Here is a 15,039-nt window from a genome sequence, read left to right on the forward strand (position 1 = left end):
CCGAGGCTAGCGCCCGCTTCATGCGCCGGCCGTTATGCGATGACTCAGCGGAGACAAAGGATTCTCCGGCAGGATGGAGGTTCGTCCCCGATCACTCCGAGGTATCTCCGTGCGCTCTCGCCCCCTGTTGACCCTGGCCGCCCTCTCCGTGTCGGCCCTCGCCCTGGCCGGCTGCACCGGTACCTCCGACGGCGAAGCGTCGGCTTCGGCCGACGCGCTGTGCGCCGCGGCCGCGCCGTCGGGAGACGCGTCGGAGGCGGTCACCGTCGACGGCGAGGCGGGGCAGATCTCCACCGCCACGTTCGACGCCGGGCTGACGATCGAAGAACTCGAGCGCACGGTCGTGAGCGACGGCGACGGCGAGGCGCTGCAGGAGGGCGACCTCGTGGAGTATGCGCTGAGCGCCTTCTCGGCCGACACCGCCGAGAAGGTCGGCGACATCGGCTACGTCGGTGGCGAAGTGCTGCCCACGACGGTCTCGGCGGAGTCGAACCTCGGACAGATCATGGGATGCGCCAACGTCGGGTCCCGCCTGGTCGTGACCTTCCCCGCGTCGGAGTCGGCCGGCGCGGAGGTCTACATCGTCGACGTGCTCGGTGTCACCCCCGCCGCCGCGTGGGGCGAGGAGGAGACCCCCGCAGGCGGCCTGCCGACGGTCGAGCTCGGCGAGGGCGGCGTGCCGACCGTCGAGATCCCCGACGCCGAGGCCCCCACCGAGGTGGAGTTGGGCGTCCTCAAGCGCGGAGACGGCGAGGTCGTCGAATCGGGCGACAACGTGCTCGTGCAGTACCACGGCGTGAAGTGGTCGGATGGCGAGGTGTTCGACTCGAGCTGGGATCGCGGGACCCCCGCGGCCTTCGCGACGACGGGCGTCGTGGACGGCTTCCGCCAGGCGCTGGAGGGTCAGACGGTCGGATCCCAGGTCGTCGTCGTCGTGCCGCCGGCCGCGGGCTACGGCGCCTCCGAGGGGCACGAGCTGCAGAACGAGACGCTCGTCTTCGTCGTCGACATCCTCGGCACGCAGCACGCCGCCGCCTGAGCGCCCCCGGCATCCGCCGTGCGCTCTCGCTAGGCTGACGAGGTGCGTCGCGTCCTCATCCTCGGATCCACCGGTTCGATCGGTACCCAGGCCCTCGAGGTGATTGAGGCGCACCCCGAGCGCTTCGAGGTCGTGGGCCTCGCCGCTGGCCGCAACCGCGAGGCGATGACGGTCCAGGCCCGCCGGTTCGGCGTCGAGCACTGCGCGATCGGGGCGGTGGAGGCGGAGCAGCTCGTGCGGGATGTCGAGGCCGATGTCGTGCTCAACGGCATCACCGGCTCCGTCGGCCTCGGCCCGACCCTTGCGGCGCTCGAGAAGGGCCGCACCCTGGCGCTGGCGAACAAGGAGTCGCTGATCGTCGGCGGGGGGCTCGTCACGGCGCTCGCCGCCCCGGGTCAGATCGTCCCCGTCGACTCCGAGCACTCGGCGCTCGCGCAGTCGCTGCTCTCGGGCACGGCCGGCGAGGTGCGCCGCCTCGTGCTCACGGCCTCCGGCGGCCCGTTCCGCGGGCGGTCGCGGGCGGAGTTGGCGGAGGTGACTCCGGCACAGGCGCTCGCGCACCCCACGTGGGACATGGGGCGGGTCGTCACGACGAACTCCGCGACGCTCGTGAACAAGGGACTGGAGGTGATCGAGGCCCATCTGCTGTTCGGCGTGGACTACGACCGCATCGACGTCGTCGTCCACCCCCAGTCCATCGTCCACTCGATGGTGGAGTTCATCGACGGGTCGACGATCGCCCAGGCGTCCCCGCCCGACATGCGCCTGCCGATCTCCCTGGGCCTGGACTGGCCGAACCGCGTGGGCGGGGTCGGAGCGCCGCTCGACTGGACGCGCGCCGCGACGTGGACGTTCGAGCCCCTCGACGCCGGGGCCTTCCCCGCCGTCGAGCTCGCCAAGCGCGTGGGCCGCGCGGGCGGCACCTACCCGGCCGTGTTCAACGCGGCCAACGAGCAGGCCGTCGACGCGTTCCACGAGGGGCGCATCGCCTTCACCGGGATCGTCGAGACGGTGGAGCGCATCGTCGACGCGCACGACGCCCCCGGCGAGCTCACTCGCGAGTCGCTCGCCGACGCCGAGGGCTGGGCCCGTCGCAGCGCCGATGAGGCGATCGCCGCCGCGGCCTGAGCGGGCGTCCGACGTCAGTCGGAGTAGGGGACCGGCCAGCGAGGGTCCGGCACCGGCCAGCCGGCGTCGCGCAGGGCGCGCCGTGCCAGCTCCCGTGCGGAGTACGGCGTGCGCACGCCTCGGATGTCGCGGTAGTCCTGGTGTCCCGGGCCCGCCCAGAGGATGGCATCGCCCTCACCGGCCATCGCGACGGCGGCGACGATCGCGCTCTCGGGAGGCGAGTGCTCGTGGATCTCGGCGTCGGGTCGTGCCGCGCGGGCCCCCTCGATGAGAGCGGCGCGGATCGAGTCGGGATCCTCGAAGCGCGGGTGATGGTCGGTGACGATGAGGATGTCGCTGCCCAGGGCGGCGGTGCGACCCATGTCGGCGCGCTTCGTGGTGTCGCGGTCGCCGTCTGCCCCGAAGAGCATCAGCACGCGTCCGGGGGTGACGCGCCGCACGGCGGCGAGCGTCTTCTCGAAGGCATCCGGGGAGTGGCCGAAATCGACGTAGACGGCGGGGCCCCGGTCGCCGGAGACCCGCTCGGTCCGCCCCGGCAGGTAGGCGCGCACGCCGCCGTCGCGATCGAGCGCCTGCACGATGCGGTCCCACGCGTAGCCCGCCTCGTGCAGCATGACGATCGCCAGGCCGGCGTTCGCCGCCATGTGCGGACCGATGACGGGCACGACCGTGGTCAGCGATCCGCCCGGGCCCTCCAGCGTGAAGCGCGTGCCGGCCTGCGTCTCGTCGTGGATCGTCACGGTCCAGTCCGCGGCCGCCGCGGCATCCGGATCGGTCGCGATGGCCGGCGTGCCGATCGTCGTGACGGGCACGCCGGCGGAGCGGACGACCTCGGCGCCCGCCGGGGAGTCCAGCGCGACGACGGCCCGGCGCGACCGGTCCGGCTGGAACAGGGGGAGCTTGGCCTCGAGGTACTCCCGCATGTCGGCGTAGTCGTCGAGGTGGTCGTGAGTGAGGTTCGTGAAGGCCGCGACGTCGAAGACGAGCCCGTCGACCCTGTGGCGGCTCAGCGCCTGCGCGCTGACCTCGACGGCGACCGCTTCGACGCCGCGCTCGCGCATGAGCGCGAGGAGGGCGTGGAACTCGGATGCCTCGGGCGTCGTGAGGCGCGAGACGATGACCTCGCCCGCGATGTGACGCTCGGCCGTCGAGCTGAGGCCGGTGACGACGTCGAGCTGTTCGAGGATGCCCGCCAGGAGGTGCGACGTGCTCGTCTTGCCATTGGTGCCGGTCGTCGCCAGCAGCAGGGGGAGCGCGTCCGACGGACCGGTGCCGTACACCCAGGCCGAGAGGGCGCCGAGTCGTGCACGGGGATGGTCGACGATCACGAGGGGGACGCCGCAGTCCGCCGCGATCTCCGCGCCCTCGGCATCGGTCACGATGGCGACGGCGCCCTTCGCGACGGCGTCGCGCGCGAGCTCCGCGCCGTGGCGGTTCACGCCGCGAATCGCCACGAAGGCCTCGCCCGGACGCAGATCCGCCGTCGCGAGCGTGATGCCCGACACGGTCGTGCTCCCGGCGTCGCCGCGGAGCTCGGCATCGATCACGTCGGCGAGGTCGTGAAGTCGCCGCGCGGGCGGGTGAGCGGGCCGCAGCACCGGCGGGAGGGAGGGTGTCACGGGGGAGTCAGAGGGGCTCGGCATAGCCCACCCATTCAACCAGACACCCGCGGGAGGGACGGGAGGCGCCGGCGGCGTCGTGCGCGCGCCGGCGCCCCCGGGTCTCAGGCGCGCCGCCGGAGGGCGAGCAGGGCCACGACGAGGGCTGCGGCGCCCAGGACGAGGCCGGAGGTCGCCAGGACGACGGGCAGGACCGCGGACTCCGGCGAGGCGGACGTCGCGGCGGCATCCGCGCTCTCGCCCTCCTCGTGGGCGGCATCGCCGGAGCCGTGCTCGTGGCCGCCCGCCTCGCTCGCCTCGCCGACGGCCACGGTGGGCGCGGGCGCGTCGAGGTCGTGCGGGTCCTGACCCTCTTCCGGGATCTCGCTCCAGGAGGTGTTGCCGACTTCGCACACCTGGTTGACCGGGAAGGCCAGCGTCCGACCTGCGGCATCCTGCGCGTACTGCACGCCGAGGTCGACGGTGGCTCGGAAGCCGTCGGCGACGGGTTCGGCGGCGGTGTACACGATGCGGGAGACGGGGCCGTTCTCCCCGTCCCGCTCGAGGGCGACGTCCCAGCCAGGCTCGATGGTCGGGGTCACCGAGGCGAGGCCATCGGGGATCTCGATCTCGAGGGCGGTGGTGGGGGACCCGTCGCATCCGTGACTGAAGGCGAACGTGAGCACGCCGTAGGCGCCGGCGGCGGCGTCGGCGCCGGGGGTCGCCGTGACGTGGGCCTGCGCGGCCGCGGGCGCCGCGAGCACGAGGCCCGCGGCGATGACCGAGCCGGCGACGAGGCGTCCCGCGCGGAAGCGTCGGCGTGCGGGAGCGGGGGTGTGGATGTGATCGTTCATGGGTTCTCTCTTCTCGGCACCCGCGGCGATCGCCGTCTGCGGTGCACTCCTGTGGCGCGCGGGGACGGAGGTCCCGGCGCGGGTCACGCGACGCGGAGGTCGCCGGGAGAAGAGGGCGGGCCGCGCAGGGGCGCGGCGATGAGGTACCGGGGCGGGAGTCGCCGGAGGACGGGAGCGACCGGGGCGAGCCGGGCACGCACCGCGGGCGCGGGCGTCGACCAGGTTGCACGCTCGGCGTGCCGGCGCACCCAGCGGGCGATCGCGACGAGGGCGGACTCGCCCCGCGCGAGCACGGCGAAGGCGACGAGAGCGGCGGCGAGATGGGCGACCCACATCGCGGCATCCGGTGTCGACGATGCCAGTGGTGCCGACGTGTGCGCGGCGGCAACGAGGTTCAGGTCCGGGACGCCGTGCACATGGCCGCCCGCAGACGGCACCCGCGCTCCGCCCGCGACGGCGAAGACTGTGTGGAGCGCGGCCTGCGTGAGCACGACCGATGCGGCCAGGCCCCACGGTCGCCGCCGGCGACCCACCAGGATCGTGGCGAGGGGCCAGCCGAGCGCCGCGACCGCGAGCAGGATCGCCGCGTCGGGTGCGGAGCCGCCCCCGATCGTGTGGGAGACCGCACCCAGGAGGACGGCGACGACCGTCGCGCCCGCGCCTCGCGCGGCGCGCAGCGAACGTGCGGTCACTGGGCCTCCCCGGTCGTCTCCTGACTCGAACCTACCGTCCGGCGCGCAGCTCCCGGCCGGTGCAAAGGAAGCCCGGAGTAGCGTGTGGGTGTGACCGCGCTCGCCTTCGTCATCGGCATCCTCATCATGATCGTGGGGCTCGCCGTGTCGATCGCCCTTCACGAGATCGGGCATCTCGTCCCCGCAAAGCGCTTCGGCGTCCGCGTCGGGCAGTACATGATCGGATTCGGGCCCACGCTGTTCTCGCGTCGCCGTGGCGAGACCGAGTACGGCGTGAAGGCGCTCCCGATCGGCGGCTACATCTCGATGGCGGGCATGTATCCGCCCCCGCCCGAGGAACGCGACGCCGCGGCATCCGGCACCCGATCGGGTCGGGCTGGCGGCGGATTCTTCGCGACGATGGTGCAGGACGCGCGTGCCGCGAACGCCGACACGATGGTGGATGCCGACGACGATCGGGTGTTCTGGCGCCTCCCGGTCTGGAAGCGCATCGTCATCATGCTCGGCGGGCCGCTGATGAACCTGGTGCTCGCGATCGTGCTATTCGCGATCCTCTTCACGGGCATCGGCGTGCAGCAAGCCTCCACCACGATCGCCTCGATCAGCGAGTGCATCGCGCCCGCCGGATCGACCCAGACGGAGTGCTCCGCCTCCGATCCGGCAGCCCCCGCCGCCGAGGCGGGACTGCGACCGGGCGATCGGATCCTCGCGATCGACGGCTCGCCGGTCGCGAGCTTCGACGAGGCCTCCGCGATCATCCGCGACAGCCCGGACCGGCAGCTGACCTTCACGATCGAGCGCGACGGGCGGCAGAGCGCGGTCGCGGTCACGCCGATGCTCGCCGAGCGACCCGCAACGGATGCCGCGGGCGAGGCGACCACCGAGGCCGTGGGCTTCGTGGGCTTCTCGCCCACCGCCGAGTACGTCAGGCAGCCCGTCTGGGCGGGTCCCGAGGCGGCGATCGAGAACGTCGGTGCCGTCGCGGGCGTCATCGTGCAGCTGCCGGTCAAGCTCACCGACACGGCGATATCGCTCTTCACGGGATCCGAACGAGACCCCGACGGCCCGCTCTCGGTCGTCGGCGTGGGGCGCCTCGCGGGCGAGGTGGCCGCCATCGACGCCCCCGTGCTCAACCGCGTCGCCGGCATCCTCGGCCTGCTCGCGTCGCTGAACATCGCGCTGTTCGTCTTCAACCTGATCCCGCTGCTGCCGCTGGATGGCGGACACATCGTCGTGGCGCTGTGGGACGGGATCAAGCGAGCGTGGGCGAAGTCGTTCCGGCGTCCGCCGCCTGGTCCCGTGGATGCGACGAAGCTCGTGCCGGTCACGTTCGTCGTCGTGGTGCTGCTCATCGGGATGGGAGCCGTGCTGATCCTCGCCGACCTCGTCAACCCGATCCAGCTGCTCTAGCCTCCCTGCGGCCCTCAGCGGCGCGCGGGGGCGAGGGCGTCGGCGACGAGCCTCTCGAGCGTGCGGATTCCGTCGCGCGAGAGGATCGACTCGAGATGACCCTGGACGCTGGCGTATCCCGGCCCCCGGAGGGCGTAGACGTCGCCGGAGTCGGGATCGGCCGAGACCTCGGTGTCCCCGATCCGGTCGGTGCCGGGTGCGACGCGCGCCGTGAAGGTGTTGTAGAAGCCGATCGAGACGCGCTCGCCGAAGACATCCACCCGCAGCTGCACGCCCTGGTGCGGACGGGCGAGCGGCGCGAGCGGGATGCCGAGCCGGTCTGCGAGCACCTGGTGGCTGAGGCAGACGGCCAGGAGGGGCGCTCCGCTGTCGAGGCGACGCGCGACCACCTGGCGGAGGCGTGCGATCCGGTGCGTCGCGACGTCGAGCGGGTCTCCTGGGCCGGGGCCGGTCACGAGCAGCTCGGCCTCGTCGACGTCGGCGTCCGTCAGCTCGTCCCACGGGACGATGCGGGCGTCGAGCCCGAGGTGGCGGAGCTGATGCGCGAGCATCGTCGTGAAGCGGTCTTCGACGTCGACGACGACGGCCGAGCGGCCGGAGAAGGGACCCGTCTCATCCGGGTCCTGCGGCTCGAGCCAGAAGGGGGCGAGGCGCTCGTTGCGCGAGCGCAGCAGCGCGGCGATCTCCGGGTCGTCTCCGAGCAGGCGACGGCTCGCGGTCGGCGCATCGGCGTCGACCTCGACATCGCGGGGGATCGCGCCGATCGCCCCGAGCACGCCCGCGGCCTTGCCGTGCGTCTCGCCGACCTCGCCGTACGGGTCCGAGTGGCGAACCAGTGTGGCGCCGACCGGCACGCGCAGGGCGCCGTCCTTCAGATACGCCGTGCGGATGAGGATGGGCGCGTCGAGGTCGTGCGACACCGCGGCATCCGGCGCCGCCGGGGTGAACAGCGCCGCGACGCCGGAGTAGTACCCGCGCGCGGTCCTCTCGTGCCGACGGATGACGGCGCAGGCGTTCTGCATGGGGGAGCCGGTCACGGTCGGGGCGAACATCGTCTCGCGGAGGATGTCGCGCGGGTCGAGCGTGCTGAGGCCGCGCAGCATGTATTCCGTGTGGGTGAGGCGTGACATCTCCTTGAGATGCGGGCCGGTGATGCGGCCGCCGTCGGAGCACACCGCGCTCATCATCTTCAGCTCCTCGTCGACCACCATGAAGAGCTCCTCGGTCTCCTTGGTGTTCTCGAGGAATGCGCGAAGCCCCTCGGGCGTCGCGCCCCCCTGCGGGTGACGGAAGGTGCCCGAGATCGGGTTCATCGTGACCACGCCGCCCTGGGCGCTGACGTGCGCCTCGGGGCTCGCTCCGACGGCGGCGTGTCCGGGGGTGATGACGGCGAACGTCCAGTACGCGCCCCGCTCCTGCTGGAGCAGCGCACGGAACCACGTCAGCGCGCTCTCGCGCGGATCCGCGTCGACGCGCGCGGTGAAGTCACGACGGATGACGAAGTTCGCGCCCTCGCCGCGCCCGATCTCGTCGGCGATGACCTCGCGCACGATCGCGGCGTAGTCCTCGTCGCTCACATCGAACCCCGCGTCCTGGAGCGTCACCGGCGCATCGGGGAGCAGACGCATCGCCTCGTCGCGGGGGAGGGTGCCCCGCTCGGACACGATGACGCAGCGCAGCGGTGCATCGTCGTCGTGGCAGTCGAACCCGCGCTCGCGCACCTGCCGGTAGGGGACGAGCGCCAGCACCTCCTGGGCGGAGCCGTCCTGGGCGTGCAGCGGGATCTCGGCGAGGGTTTCGACGTCGAGCACGGTGCCCGTGAGCACCTCGACATCGGCGCCGTCGCGGGCGATCAGGACGAGGGGGCGATCGGACTCCGGCTCGCGCAGTCGGGCGAGGAGCGCGCTGCCGTCGGCGGCGGGCGGGGTGCGATGGCCGGTCATCGTTGGGTCCTTCGGCTCGGCCCGGTGGGGCGGTCGCTCACACGAAAAGACCGCCCTCGGGCGGTCAGGTTTCGTGGGAACGCGAACACACCGCCTAGATGGCGGGCCAGGAGGCACGGTTCGCGGACATTCCGTCACGATAGCATGCGCTCGAACCGCGTCCCGCCCTAGGCTTCGGCCATGAGCGACGACGAACTGCGCAGGCGCGCGATCAGCCGGTTGAAGGCGAAGAGTCGCTTCTGGCAGGCCCTGGTCGCCTGGGTGGTGCTGAGTCTGCTGTTCGTCCTGATCTGGGCGTTCTCGGGCGGCATGGATGGCGGCATCGAAGGCTTCTGGCCGGTCTGGCCGATCGTCGGCATCGCCATCGGGGTCGTCTTCGCGGGCGTCGCCGCCTTCGGATCCGGCGGCGGCGCGCCGACGGAGAGCCGCATCCAGAGCGAGATGAAGCGGCTCTCGGACTGAGTCGCGGTCGGCCCCGGCGCCTCGTCACCACGTAGGCTGAAGAGGTGCCAGCCGTGAACATCGGGATGCCGAAGGTCCCCCACACCCTCGCCCCGCGTCGCAAGAGCCGTCAGATCAAGGTCGGGAAGGTCCTCGTCGGGGGCGACGCGCCCGTGAGCGTGCAGTCGATGACGACGACGCCCACGACGAACATCAACGCGACGCTCCAGCAGATCGCCGAGCTCACCGCTTCCGGCTGCGAGATCGTGCGCGTCGCGGTGCCGTCGCAGGACGACGCCGACGTGCTCCACATCATCGCCGCGAAGAGCCAGATCCCCGTCATCGCCGACATCCACTTCCAGCCCAAGTACGTCTTCCAGGCGATCGACGCGGGGTGCGCGGCCGTGCGGGTCAACCCCGGCAACATCCGCAAGTTCGACGATCAGGTGGGTGCCATCGCCGCCGCTGCCAAGGCTGCGGGGGTGTCCCTGCGCATCGGTGTGAACGCGGGATCGCTCGACCCGCGCCTGCTCGAGAAGTACGGCAAGGCGACGCCCGAGGCCCTCGCCGAGAGCGCGCGCTGGGAGGCGTCGCTGTTCGAGGAGCACGACTTCCACGACTTCAAGATCTCCGTCAAGCACAACGACCCCGTAATCATGGTGCAGGCCTATCGCCTGCTCGCGCAGATGGGCGACTGGCCGCTGCACCTGGGCGTGACCGAGGCCGGCCCCGCGTTCCAGGGCACCATCAAGTCCGCCACGGCCTTCGGCATCCTGCTCGGCGAGGGGATCGGCGACACGATCCGCGTCTCGCTGTCCGCCCCGCCGGCCGAGGAGGTCAAGGTCGGACACCAGATACTGCAGTCCCTGAACCTGCGGGAGCGCAAGCTCGAGATCGTCTCGTGCCCCTCATGCGGGCGCGCCCAGGTGGACGTCTATTCGCTCGCCGACAGCGTCACCGAGGGCCTGAAGGATATGACCGTGCCCCTGCGGGTCGCCGTCATGGGTTGCGTCGTCAACGGGCCCGGTGAAGCGCGCGAGGCGGATCTCGGCGTCGCCTCGGGCAACGGCAAGGGGCAGATCTTCGTCAAGGGTCAGGTCATCAAGACCGTCCCAGAGGCCGACATCGTCGCGACGCTCATCGAGGAGGCGAACCGCATCGCCGACGAGATGGGCCCGAACGCGGCCCCCGGAACCGCGCAGGTGATCACCGCCTGAGCGGACGTCACCCCTCGTCGATGCGTGCGAGGGTCGAAAGCGGGATGCCGGTCCATCCCGGCCGGTTGCGCTTCTCGTAGACGACCTCGTACACCGTCTTGTCGGCGACATAGGCGTCGAGCAGCACGCGCCGCTCCTCCTCGCGCCCGTCATCCCTCGGGTGCCCGCCGCCCTCGTCCGGCTCCACCTCTGATGCGAGTGCGGCGACATAGCCGTCGATGAAGTGGCGGCGCGCGCGGCTCGCCCACTCCGCGGCCCGCTCCGCGCGGAGGGTCTGTTCGGCCTCGTCGGGGATGCGGCCGGAGCCGGCCAGCGACATCTCGACCACGCCGGGCGCGTAGTCGAACGAGCGCAGCATGCCCGCGACATCCCGCCACGGCGAGTCGGGCCACGACCGCTCGGCGAACGGCCGGCCGGGCTCGCCCTCGAAGTCGACGATGCGCCAGCCGCGCGAGGTCCGCAGCGTTTGACCGAGGTGAAGGTCGCCGTGGACGCGCTGCACGTCCAGTCCGTCCAGGGTCGCCACCGCCGCGTAGGCGTCGCGGAGCCGCGGCGCGAAGGCCTCGATCTCCGGTGCCACCCGCAGCGCCCGATCGAGCCGTTCGGTCATGGCCCGGGCCAGCTCGGCGCTGGCCTCCGGTCCGCGCCGCTCGGCGGGGAACCGCTCTCGCATGAGGGCGTGGACCGCGGCGAGGGCCTCGCCCAGGCGCGCCGCCTCCCCGGCGAAGTCGCCGCCGGAATCGTCGGGCTCCTGCTCGAGGTCGGCCAGCAGGGTTCGGACGCTCGCCAGGGCGAGCTCGAACCCGTCGGTCGCCGTGCGCAAGAACTCCTGCAGCATCGCCAGCTGGAGCACCTCGCCGTCGACGGTCGTCTCGATCCATCCGTACAGCGCCGCGACGTATTCCGACTCGCCGCGCGTGAGCTCCTCGTGGATCTCGATGTCGGGGTTCACGCCCGGGCTGAGCTTGCGGAAGATCTTCATCATCGCGGTCTCGTCGAAGCGCACCGACGAGTTCGACTGCTCGCCGGTCATCGGCGAGGGTCGCAGGTCGGCGTCGACGTGCTCGCCCGGCAGGCGGCGGAAGCGCAGCCCGCCAACCTCGGCGTGACCGGCGTCCTCCGCGGCCACGAACCCGTCGAGCCACAGGGCCATGGCGTCACGGTCGTGGACCGCGTCGTAGACGTGGCGTACGTGCCCGTCCGCCTCGAGCGCACCCACGTAGGCGTGACTGATCCGCTCCTCGAGGTCGTCGTAGCCGGCCAGCGGCACCTGGTAGAGCTCGGTGCCGCCCGCCTCGTCGGCGTACTCGACGGTCACGAGGTACACCGTGACGTGCGGTCGATCCTGGTCGCCGGACAGGTCGGCGAGCACGCGCGCCCGCGTTACGGCGAAGGGGCGCCCCTTGCCGCCGAACCAGCGCGTACGCACCAGGTAGCCCTCGATCAGGGCGTGGTCTATCGAGGTCACAGCAACCCCACCTCCTCGGATTCGTTCGCCGGTTCGTGCAGCTGGAACCAGTAGAAACCGTGGCCGCCCAGCGTCAACAGGTAGGGCAGCTCCCCGATCCGCGGGAAGGGGGCTCCACCGATCAGCTCGACGGGCACCATGCCCTCGAAACGACGCATGTCCAGCTCCACCGGCTGGGGGAACTGGGAGAGATTGTTCACGCACACGATCACATCGACGCTGCCGTCCTCGTTCGTGTGCTCGCGGGAGTACGACAGCACCGACGGATTCGAGCCGCCCAGGTCGTTGAAGCTGCCGAGCCCGAAAGCCGGGTGGCGCTTGCGCGCCTGGATCATCTGGCGCGTCCAGTGCAGGAGCGACGAGCGGTCCTCCTGCTGAGCCTCGACGTTGACCGCGAGGTACCCGTACACCGGGTCCTGCACGATCGGTCGGTCGAGCTTGCCCGGATTCGCGGTCGAGAACCCTGCGTTGCGGTCGGATGTCCACTGCATCGGGGTGCGGACGCCGTCGCGGTCGCCGAGCCAGATGTTGTCGCCCATGCCGATCTCGTCCCCGTAGTACAGCACGGGCGAGCCGGGCAGCGACAGCAGCAGTGCGGTGAAGAGCTCGATGCGGTCGATGTCATTGTCGAGCAGGGGAGCGAGGCGACGACGGATGCCGATGTTGGCCTTCATCCGCGGATCCTGCGCGTACTCGTTCCACATGTAGTCGCGGTCCTCGTCCGTGACCATCTCGAGCGTGAGCTCGTCATGGTTGCGGAGGAAGATCCCCCACTGGCAGCCGGAGGGGATCGAGGGCGTCTCGGCGAGGATCTCGCTGATCGGGAACCGGGACTCCCGGCGCACCGCCATGAAGATGCGCGGCATGACGGGGAAGTGGAAGCACATGTGGCACTCGTCGCCCCCGACATCCGCGTCGCCGAAGTAGTCGACGACGTCGGCCGGCCACTGGTTCGCCTCGGCCAGCAGGACGCGGCTCGGGTACTCGGCGTCGACGATCCGGCGCACCTTCTTCAGGAACTCGTGCGTCTCGGGCAGGTTCTCGCCGTTCGTGCCCGGCCGCTCGTAGAGATACGGCACGGCATCCAGCCGGAATCCGTCCAGCCCCATGTCGAGCCAGAAGCGCATCGCGTCGATCATCGCCTCGTGCACCTTCGGGTTGTCGAAGTTGAGGTCGGGCTGGTGCGAGAAGAACCGGTGCCAGTAGTACTGCTTGCGCACCGGGTCCCACGTCCAGTTGCTCGGCTCGGTGTCGACGAAGATGATCCGGGCGTCCTCGTACAGCTCGTCGGTGTCGCTCCAGACGTAGAAGTCGCCGAAGGGGCCGTCCGGGTCGTTGCGGCTGGCCTGGAACCACGGATGCTCGTCGCTCGTGTGGTTCATCACGAAGTCGATGATCACGCGGATGTCGCGGGCGTGCGCCGCGTCGAGGAACTCCTGGAAATCGGCGGTCGTGCCGAGCTCGGGGAGCACCCCCGTATAGTCCGCCACGTCGTAGCCGTCGTCGCGCAGCGGCGAAGGGAAGAACGGCGGCACCCACAGGCAGTCGACGCCCAGCCACTTCAGGTAGTCGAGCTTGTCGATCAGGCCGCGGAAGTCGCCCGTGCCGTCGCCGTCGCCGTCCTTGAACGATCGGACGAGCACTTCATAGAAGACCGCCGTCTTGAACCACTCCGGTTCGGGGCTGCCCGGGGTGTCCGGGAACGGCTCCTGCGTCAGGATCGGGATCGAGGCCGTGTACGGGGCGGGCTCTGCGGTCATGCGTTCGTCCTCACCTTCAGGGGGCGGTCGTCGCTGGTCCTCGACCTCACGGGGCCGCGGGCGGGAAGCGCACCACATCTCTAACCTGTCACAGGCTCCCGCGCAGGGCGATCATCCGGCTGCGGCTTGCGCGGACGGCGCCCGGAGGAGTATGGCCGGGGTGGGTCGAGGGCTCGCGCACGCCGGTGCGGCCGCGGCATCCTGTGTCGTCGCGAACGGTCGCGACATGCCGCACCCGGCGGGTGTCGCGCGGCGTGTCGCGACCGTTCGCGGGGATTCGGCGCACGGCCCGACCGCCTAAAGGGCGCACAGCGGTGCAATATGCAGAATATTGTGGGACGATCAGGCCACCACTCGCCGCGAACGACAGGGAAGACATGGCCATCACCGACTTCGAGCGCTACCCGCTGACCTTCGGGCCGAGCCCGATCCACCACCTCCCGCGGCTGACGCAGCATCTGGGCGGCGCGCAGATCTGGGCGAAGCGCGAAGACGTCAACAGCGGGCTCGCGTTCGGAGGCAACAAGGTCCGGAAGCTCGAGTACCTCGTCCCCGAGGCGCTGGCGCAGGGCGCCGATACGTTGGTCTCGATCGGCGGCTACCAGTCGAACCACACCCGCCAGGTGGCCGCGGTCGCCGCAAAGCTCGGCCTCAAGGCCCGTCTGGTGCAGGAGAACTGGGTGGACTGGCCCGATCCGCTGAGCGACCGCGTCGGGAACATCCAGCTCTCCCGCATCATGGGCGCGAAGGTGACGCTGGATGCCGCGGGTTTCGACATCGGCATCCGCTCCAGCTGGCAGCAGGCGATCGACGAGGTCGAGGCCGAAGGCGGCAAGCCCTACGCGATCCCCGCCGGCGCGTCCGACCACCGGCTCGGTGGTCTGGGTTTCGCCAACTGGGCCTACGAGGTCGAGCAGCAGGAGCGGGAGCTCGGAGTCTTCTTCGACACGATCATCGTGTGCACCGTCACCGGATCGACGCACGCGGGGATGATCGCGGGCTTCGCGGGGCAGGAACGTCCCCGCAGGGTCATCGGCATCGACGCCTCCGCGACCATCGAGAAGACCCGTGCGCAGGTCGAGCGGATCGCGCGCGACACCGCCGAGCTCATCGGCCTCGGTCGCGAACTCCGCGACGACGAGATCACGATCCTCGAGGGCTGGGCGGGCGACCTCTACGGCATCCCCGTCGCGTCGACCCTCGACGCGATCCGCCTCGGCGGCTCGCTCGAGGGGATGATCACCGACCCCGTCTACGAGGGCAAGTCGCTCGCCGGCCTCATCGACCTCGTGTCGTCTCGAGACATCCCGGCCACGAGCAACGTGCTCTACGCGCACCTGGGAGGCCAGCCGGCGCTCAACGCGTACAGCGGCCTGTTCCGCTAGACCACCGCGGCGGCGTCGGCGACGCTCGGCTGTCACGAAACGCTCCGTCCGGATCCCGCAGCGAGCGGTTCGTGACAGGTGAGCGGGGCGGAGCGACCCGTTCG

Annotated in this window: 12 protein-coding genes; 6 read left to right on the forward strand and 6 right to left on the reverse strand. The window is 71.2% G+C overall.

The genetic code is table 11. The features are described 5' to 3' along the window. Positions 1 to 109 precede the first annotated feature (109 nt). Complete coding sequence (locus tag ACIGCK_RS09790) at positions 110 to 1,039, forward strand: FKBP-type peptidyl-prolyl cis-trans isomerase (RefSeq protein ID WP_396665708.1); 930 nt, start codon at positions 110 to 112, stop codon at positions 1,037 to 1,039. A gap of 42 nt (positions 1,040 to 1,081) precedes the next feature. Further along, positions 1,082 to 2,167 (forward strand): 1-deoxy-D-xylulose-5-phosphate reductoisomerase, encoded by a 1,086-nt coding sequence (gene dxr / locus ACIGCK_RS09795; protein WP_396665709.1) that lies wholly within the window; start codon positions 1,082 to 1,084, stop codon positions 2,165 to 2,167. A gap of 14 nt (positions 2,168 to 2,181) precedes the next feature. On the opposite strand, the gene ACIGCK_RS09800 is transcribed toward dxr, so the two are convergent. The 3 genes from ACIGCK_RS09800 to ACIGCK_RS09810 form a co-directional block, all read right to left on the reverse strand. Beyond that, a complete protein-coding gene (locus ACIGCK_RS09800) occupies positions 2,182 to 3,810 on the reverse strand; it encodes a Mur ligase family protein (protein WP_396665711.1) in 1,629 nt (542 codons plus the stop codon). Between the two features lie 80 nt (positions 3,811 to 3,890). Next, entirely contained in the window at positions 3,891 to 4,619 is a 729-nt protein-coding gene (locus ACIGCK_RS09805; RefSeq protein ID WP_396665713.1) for a DUF1775 domain-containing protein, read from the reverse strand. An 83-nt stretch (positions 4,620 to 4,702) separates the two neighbouring features. After that, positions 4,703 to 5,311, reverse strand: coding sequence for a hypothetical protein (locus ACIGCK_RS09810; protein ID WP_396665715.1), 609 nt, complete (start codon positions 5,309 to 5,311; stop codon positions 4,703 to 4,705). Between the two features lie 90 nt (positions 5,312 to 5,401). Between ACIGCK_RS09810 and ACIGCK_RS09815 the strand changes: the two genes are divergently transcribed. Then, a complete protein-coding gene (locus tag ACIGCK_RS09815; RefSeq protein ID WP_396665716.1) occupies positions 5,402 to 6,721 on the forward strand; it encodes a M50 family metallopeptidase in 1,320 nt (439 codons plus the stop codon). A 14-nt stretch (positions 6,722 to 6,735) separates the two neighbouring features. On the opposite strand, the gene ACIGCK_RS09820 is transcribed toward ACIGCK_RS09815, so the two are convergent. Continuing rightward, complete coding sequence (locus tag ACIGCK_RS09820) at positions 6,736 to 8,664, reverse strand: anthranilate synthase family protein (RefSeq protein WP_396665718.1); 1,929 nt, start codon at positions 8,662 to 8,664, stop codon at positions 6,736 to 6,738. A 180-nt stretch (positions 8,665 to 8,844) separates the two neighbouring features. Between ACIGCK_RS09820 and ACIGCK_RS09825 the strand changes: the two genes are divergently transcribed. Further along, a complete protein-coding gene (locus tag ACIGCK_RS09825) occupies positions 8,845 to 9,126 on the forward strand; it encodes a 2TM domain-containing protein (RefSeq protein ID WP_396665720.1) in 282 nt (93 codons plus the stop codon). Between the two features lie 65 nt (positions 9,127 to 9,191). Then, positions 9,192 to 10,322 carry a flavodoxin-dependent (E)-4-hydroxy-3-methylbut-2-enyl-diphosphate synthase gene (ispG, locus tag ACIGCK_RS09830; RefSeq protein ID WP_330172022.1) on the forward strand — a complete coding sequence of 377 codons (1,131 nt, stop codon included), beginning with the start codon at positions 9,192 to 9,194 and terminating at the stop codon, positions 10,320 to 10,322. Positions 10,323 to 10,329: 7 nt separating this feature from the next. On the opposite strand, the gene ACIGCK_RS09835 is transcribed toward ispG, so the two are convergent. Beyond that, a complete protein-coding gene (locus tag ACIGCK_RS09835) occupies positions 10,330 to 11,790 on the reverse strand; it encodes a phosphotransferase (protein WP_396665721.1) in 1,461 nt (486 codons plus the stop codon). Next, the gene (treS, locus tag ACIGCK_RS09840; RefSeq protein ID WP_396665722.1) at positions 11,787 to 13,550 is read right to left on the reverse strand and encodes a maltose alpha-D-glucosyltransferase; all 1,764 of its coding nucleotides are present in this window, start codon (positions 13,548 to 13,550) and stop codon (positions 11,787 to 11,789) included. Before treS ends, ACIGCK_RS09835 begins: the two co-directional genes overlap by 4 nt. Positions 13,551 to 13,927: 377 nt before the next feature. On the opposite strand from treS, the gene ACIGCK_RS09845 reads away from it, so the two are divergent. After that, entirely contained in the window at positions 13,928 to 14,935 is a 1,008-nt protein-coding gene (locus ACIGCK_RS09845) for a 1-aminocyclopropane-1-carboxylate deaminase (protein WP_396665724.1), read from the forward strand. Positions 14,936 to 15,039: the final 104 nt, after the last annotated feature.

Origin of the sequence: Microbacterium sp. NPDC078428 (assembly GCF_044542535.1) — a bacterium.
GTDB lineage: Bacteria > Actinomycetota > Actinomycetes > Actinomycetales > Microbacteriaceae > Microbacterium > Microbacterium limosum.

What these genes read in the sequence shown, in the direction of transcription:
- ACIGCK_RS09800 (WP_396665711.1), bottom strand. Translation starts at nt 3,810, where the DNA reads ATGCCGAGCCCCTCTGACTCCCCCGTGACACCCTCCCTCCCGCCGGTG.
- ACIGCK_RS09805 (WP_396665713.1), bottom strand. Translation starts at nt 4,619, where the DNA reads ATGAACGATCACATCCACACCCCCGCTCCCGCACGCCGACGCTTCCGC.
- ACIGCK_RS09820 (WP_396665718.1), bottom strand. Translation starts at nt 8,664, where the DNA reads ATGACCGGCCATCGCACCCCGCCCGCCGCCGACGGCAGCGCGCTCCTC.
- ACIGCK_RS09825 (WP_396665720.1), top strand. Translation starts at nt 8,845, where the DNA reads ATGAGCGACGACGAACTGCGCAGGCGCGCGATCAGCCGGTTGAAGGCG.
- ispG (WP_330172022.1), top strand. Translation starts at nt 9,192, where the DNA reads ATGCCGAAGGTCCCCCACACCCTCGCCCCGCGTCGCAAGAGCCGTCAG.
- treS (WP_396665722.1), bottom strand. Translation starts at nt 13,550, where the DNA reads ATGACCGCAGAGCCCGCCCCGTACACGGCCTCGATCCCGATCCTGACG.
- ACIGCK_RS09845 (WP_396665724.1), top strand. Translation starts at nt 13,928, where the DNA reads ATGGCCATCACCGACTTCGAGCGCTACCCGCTGACCTTCGGGCCGAGC.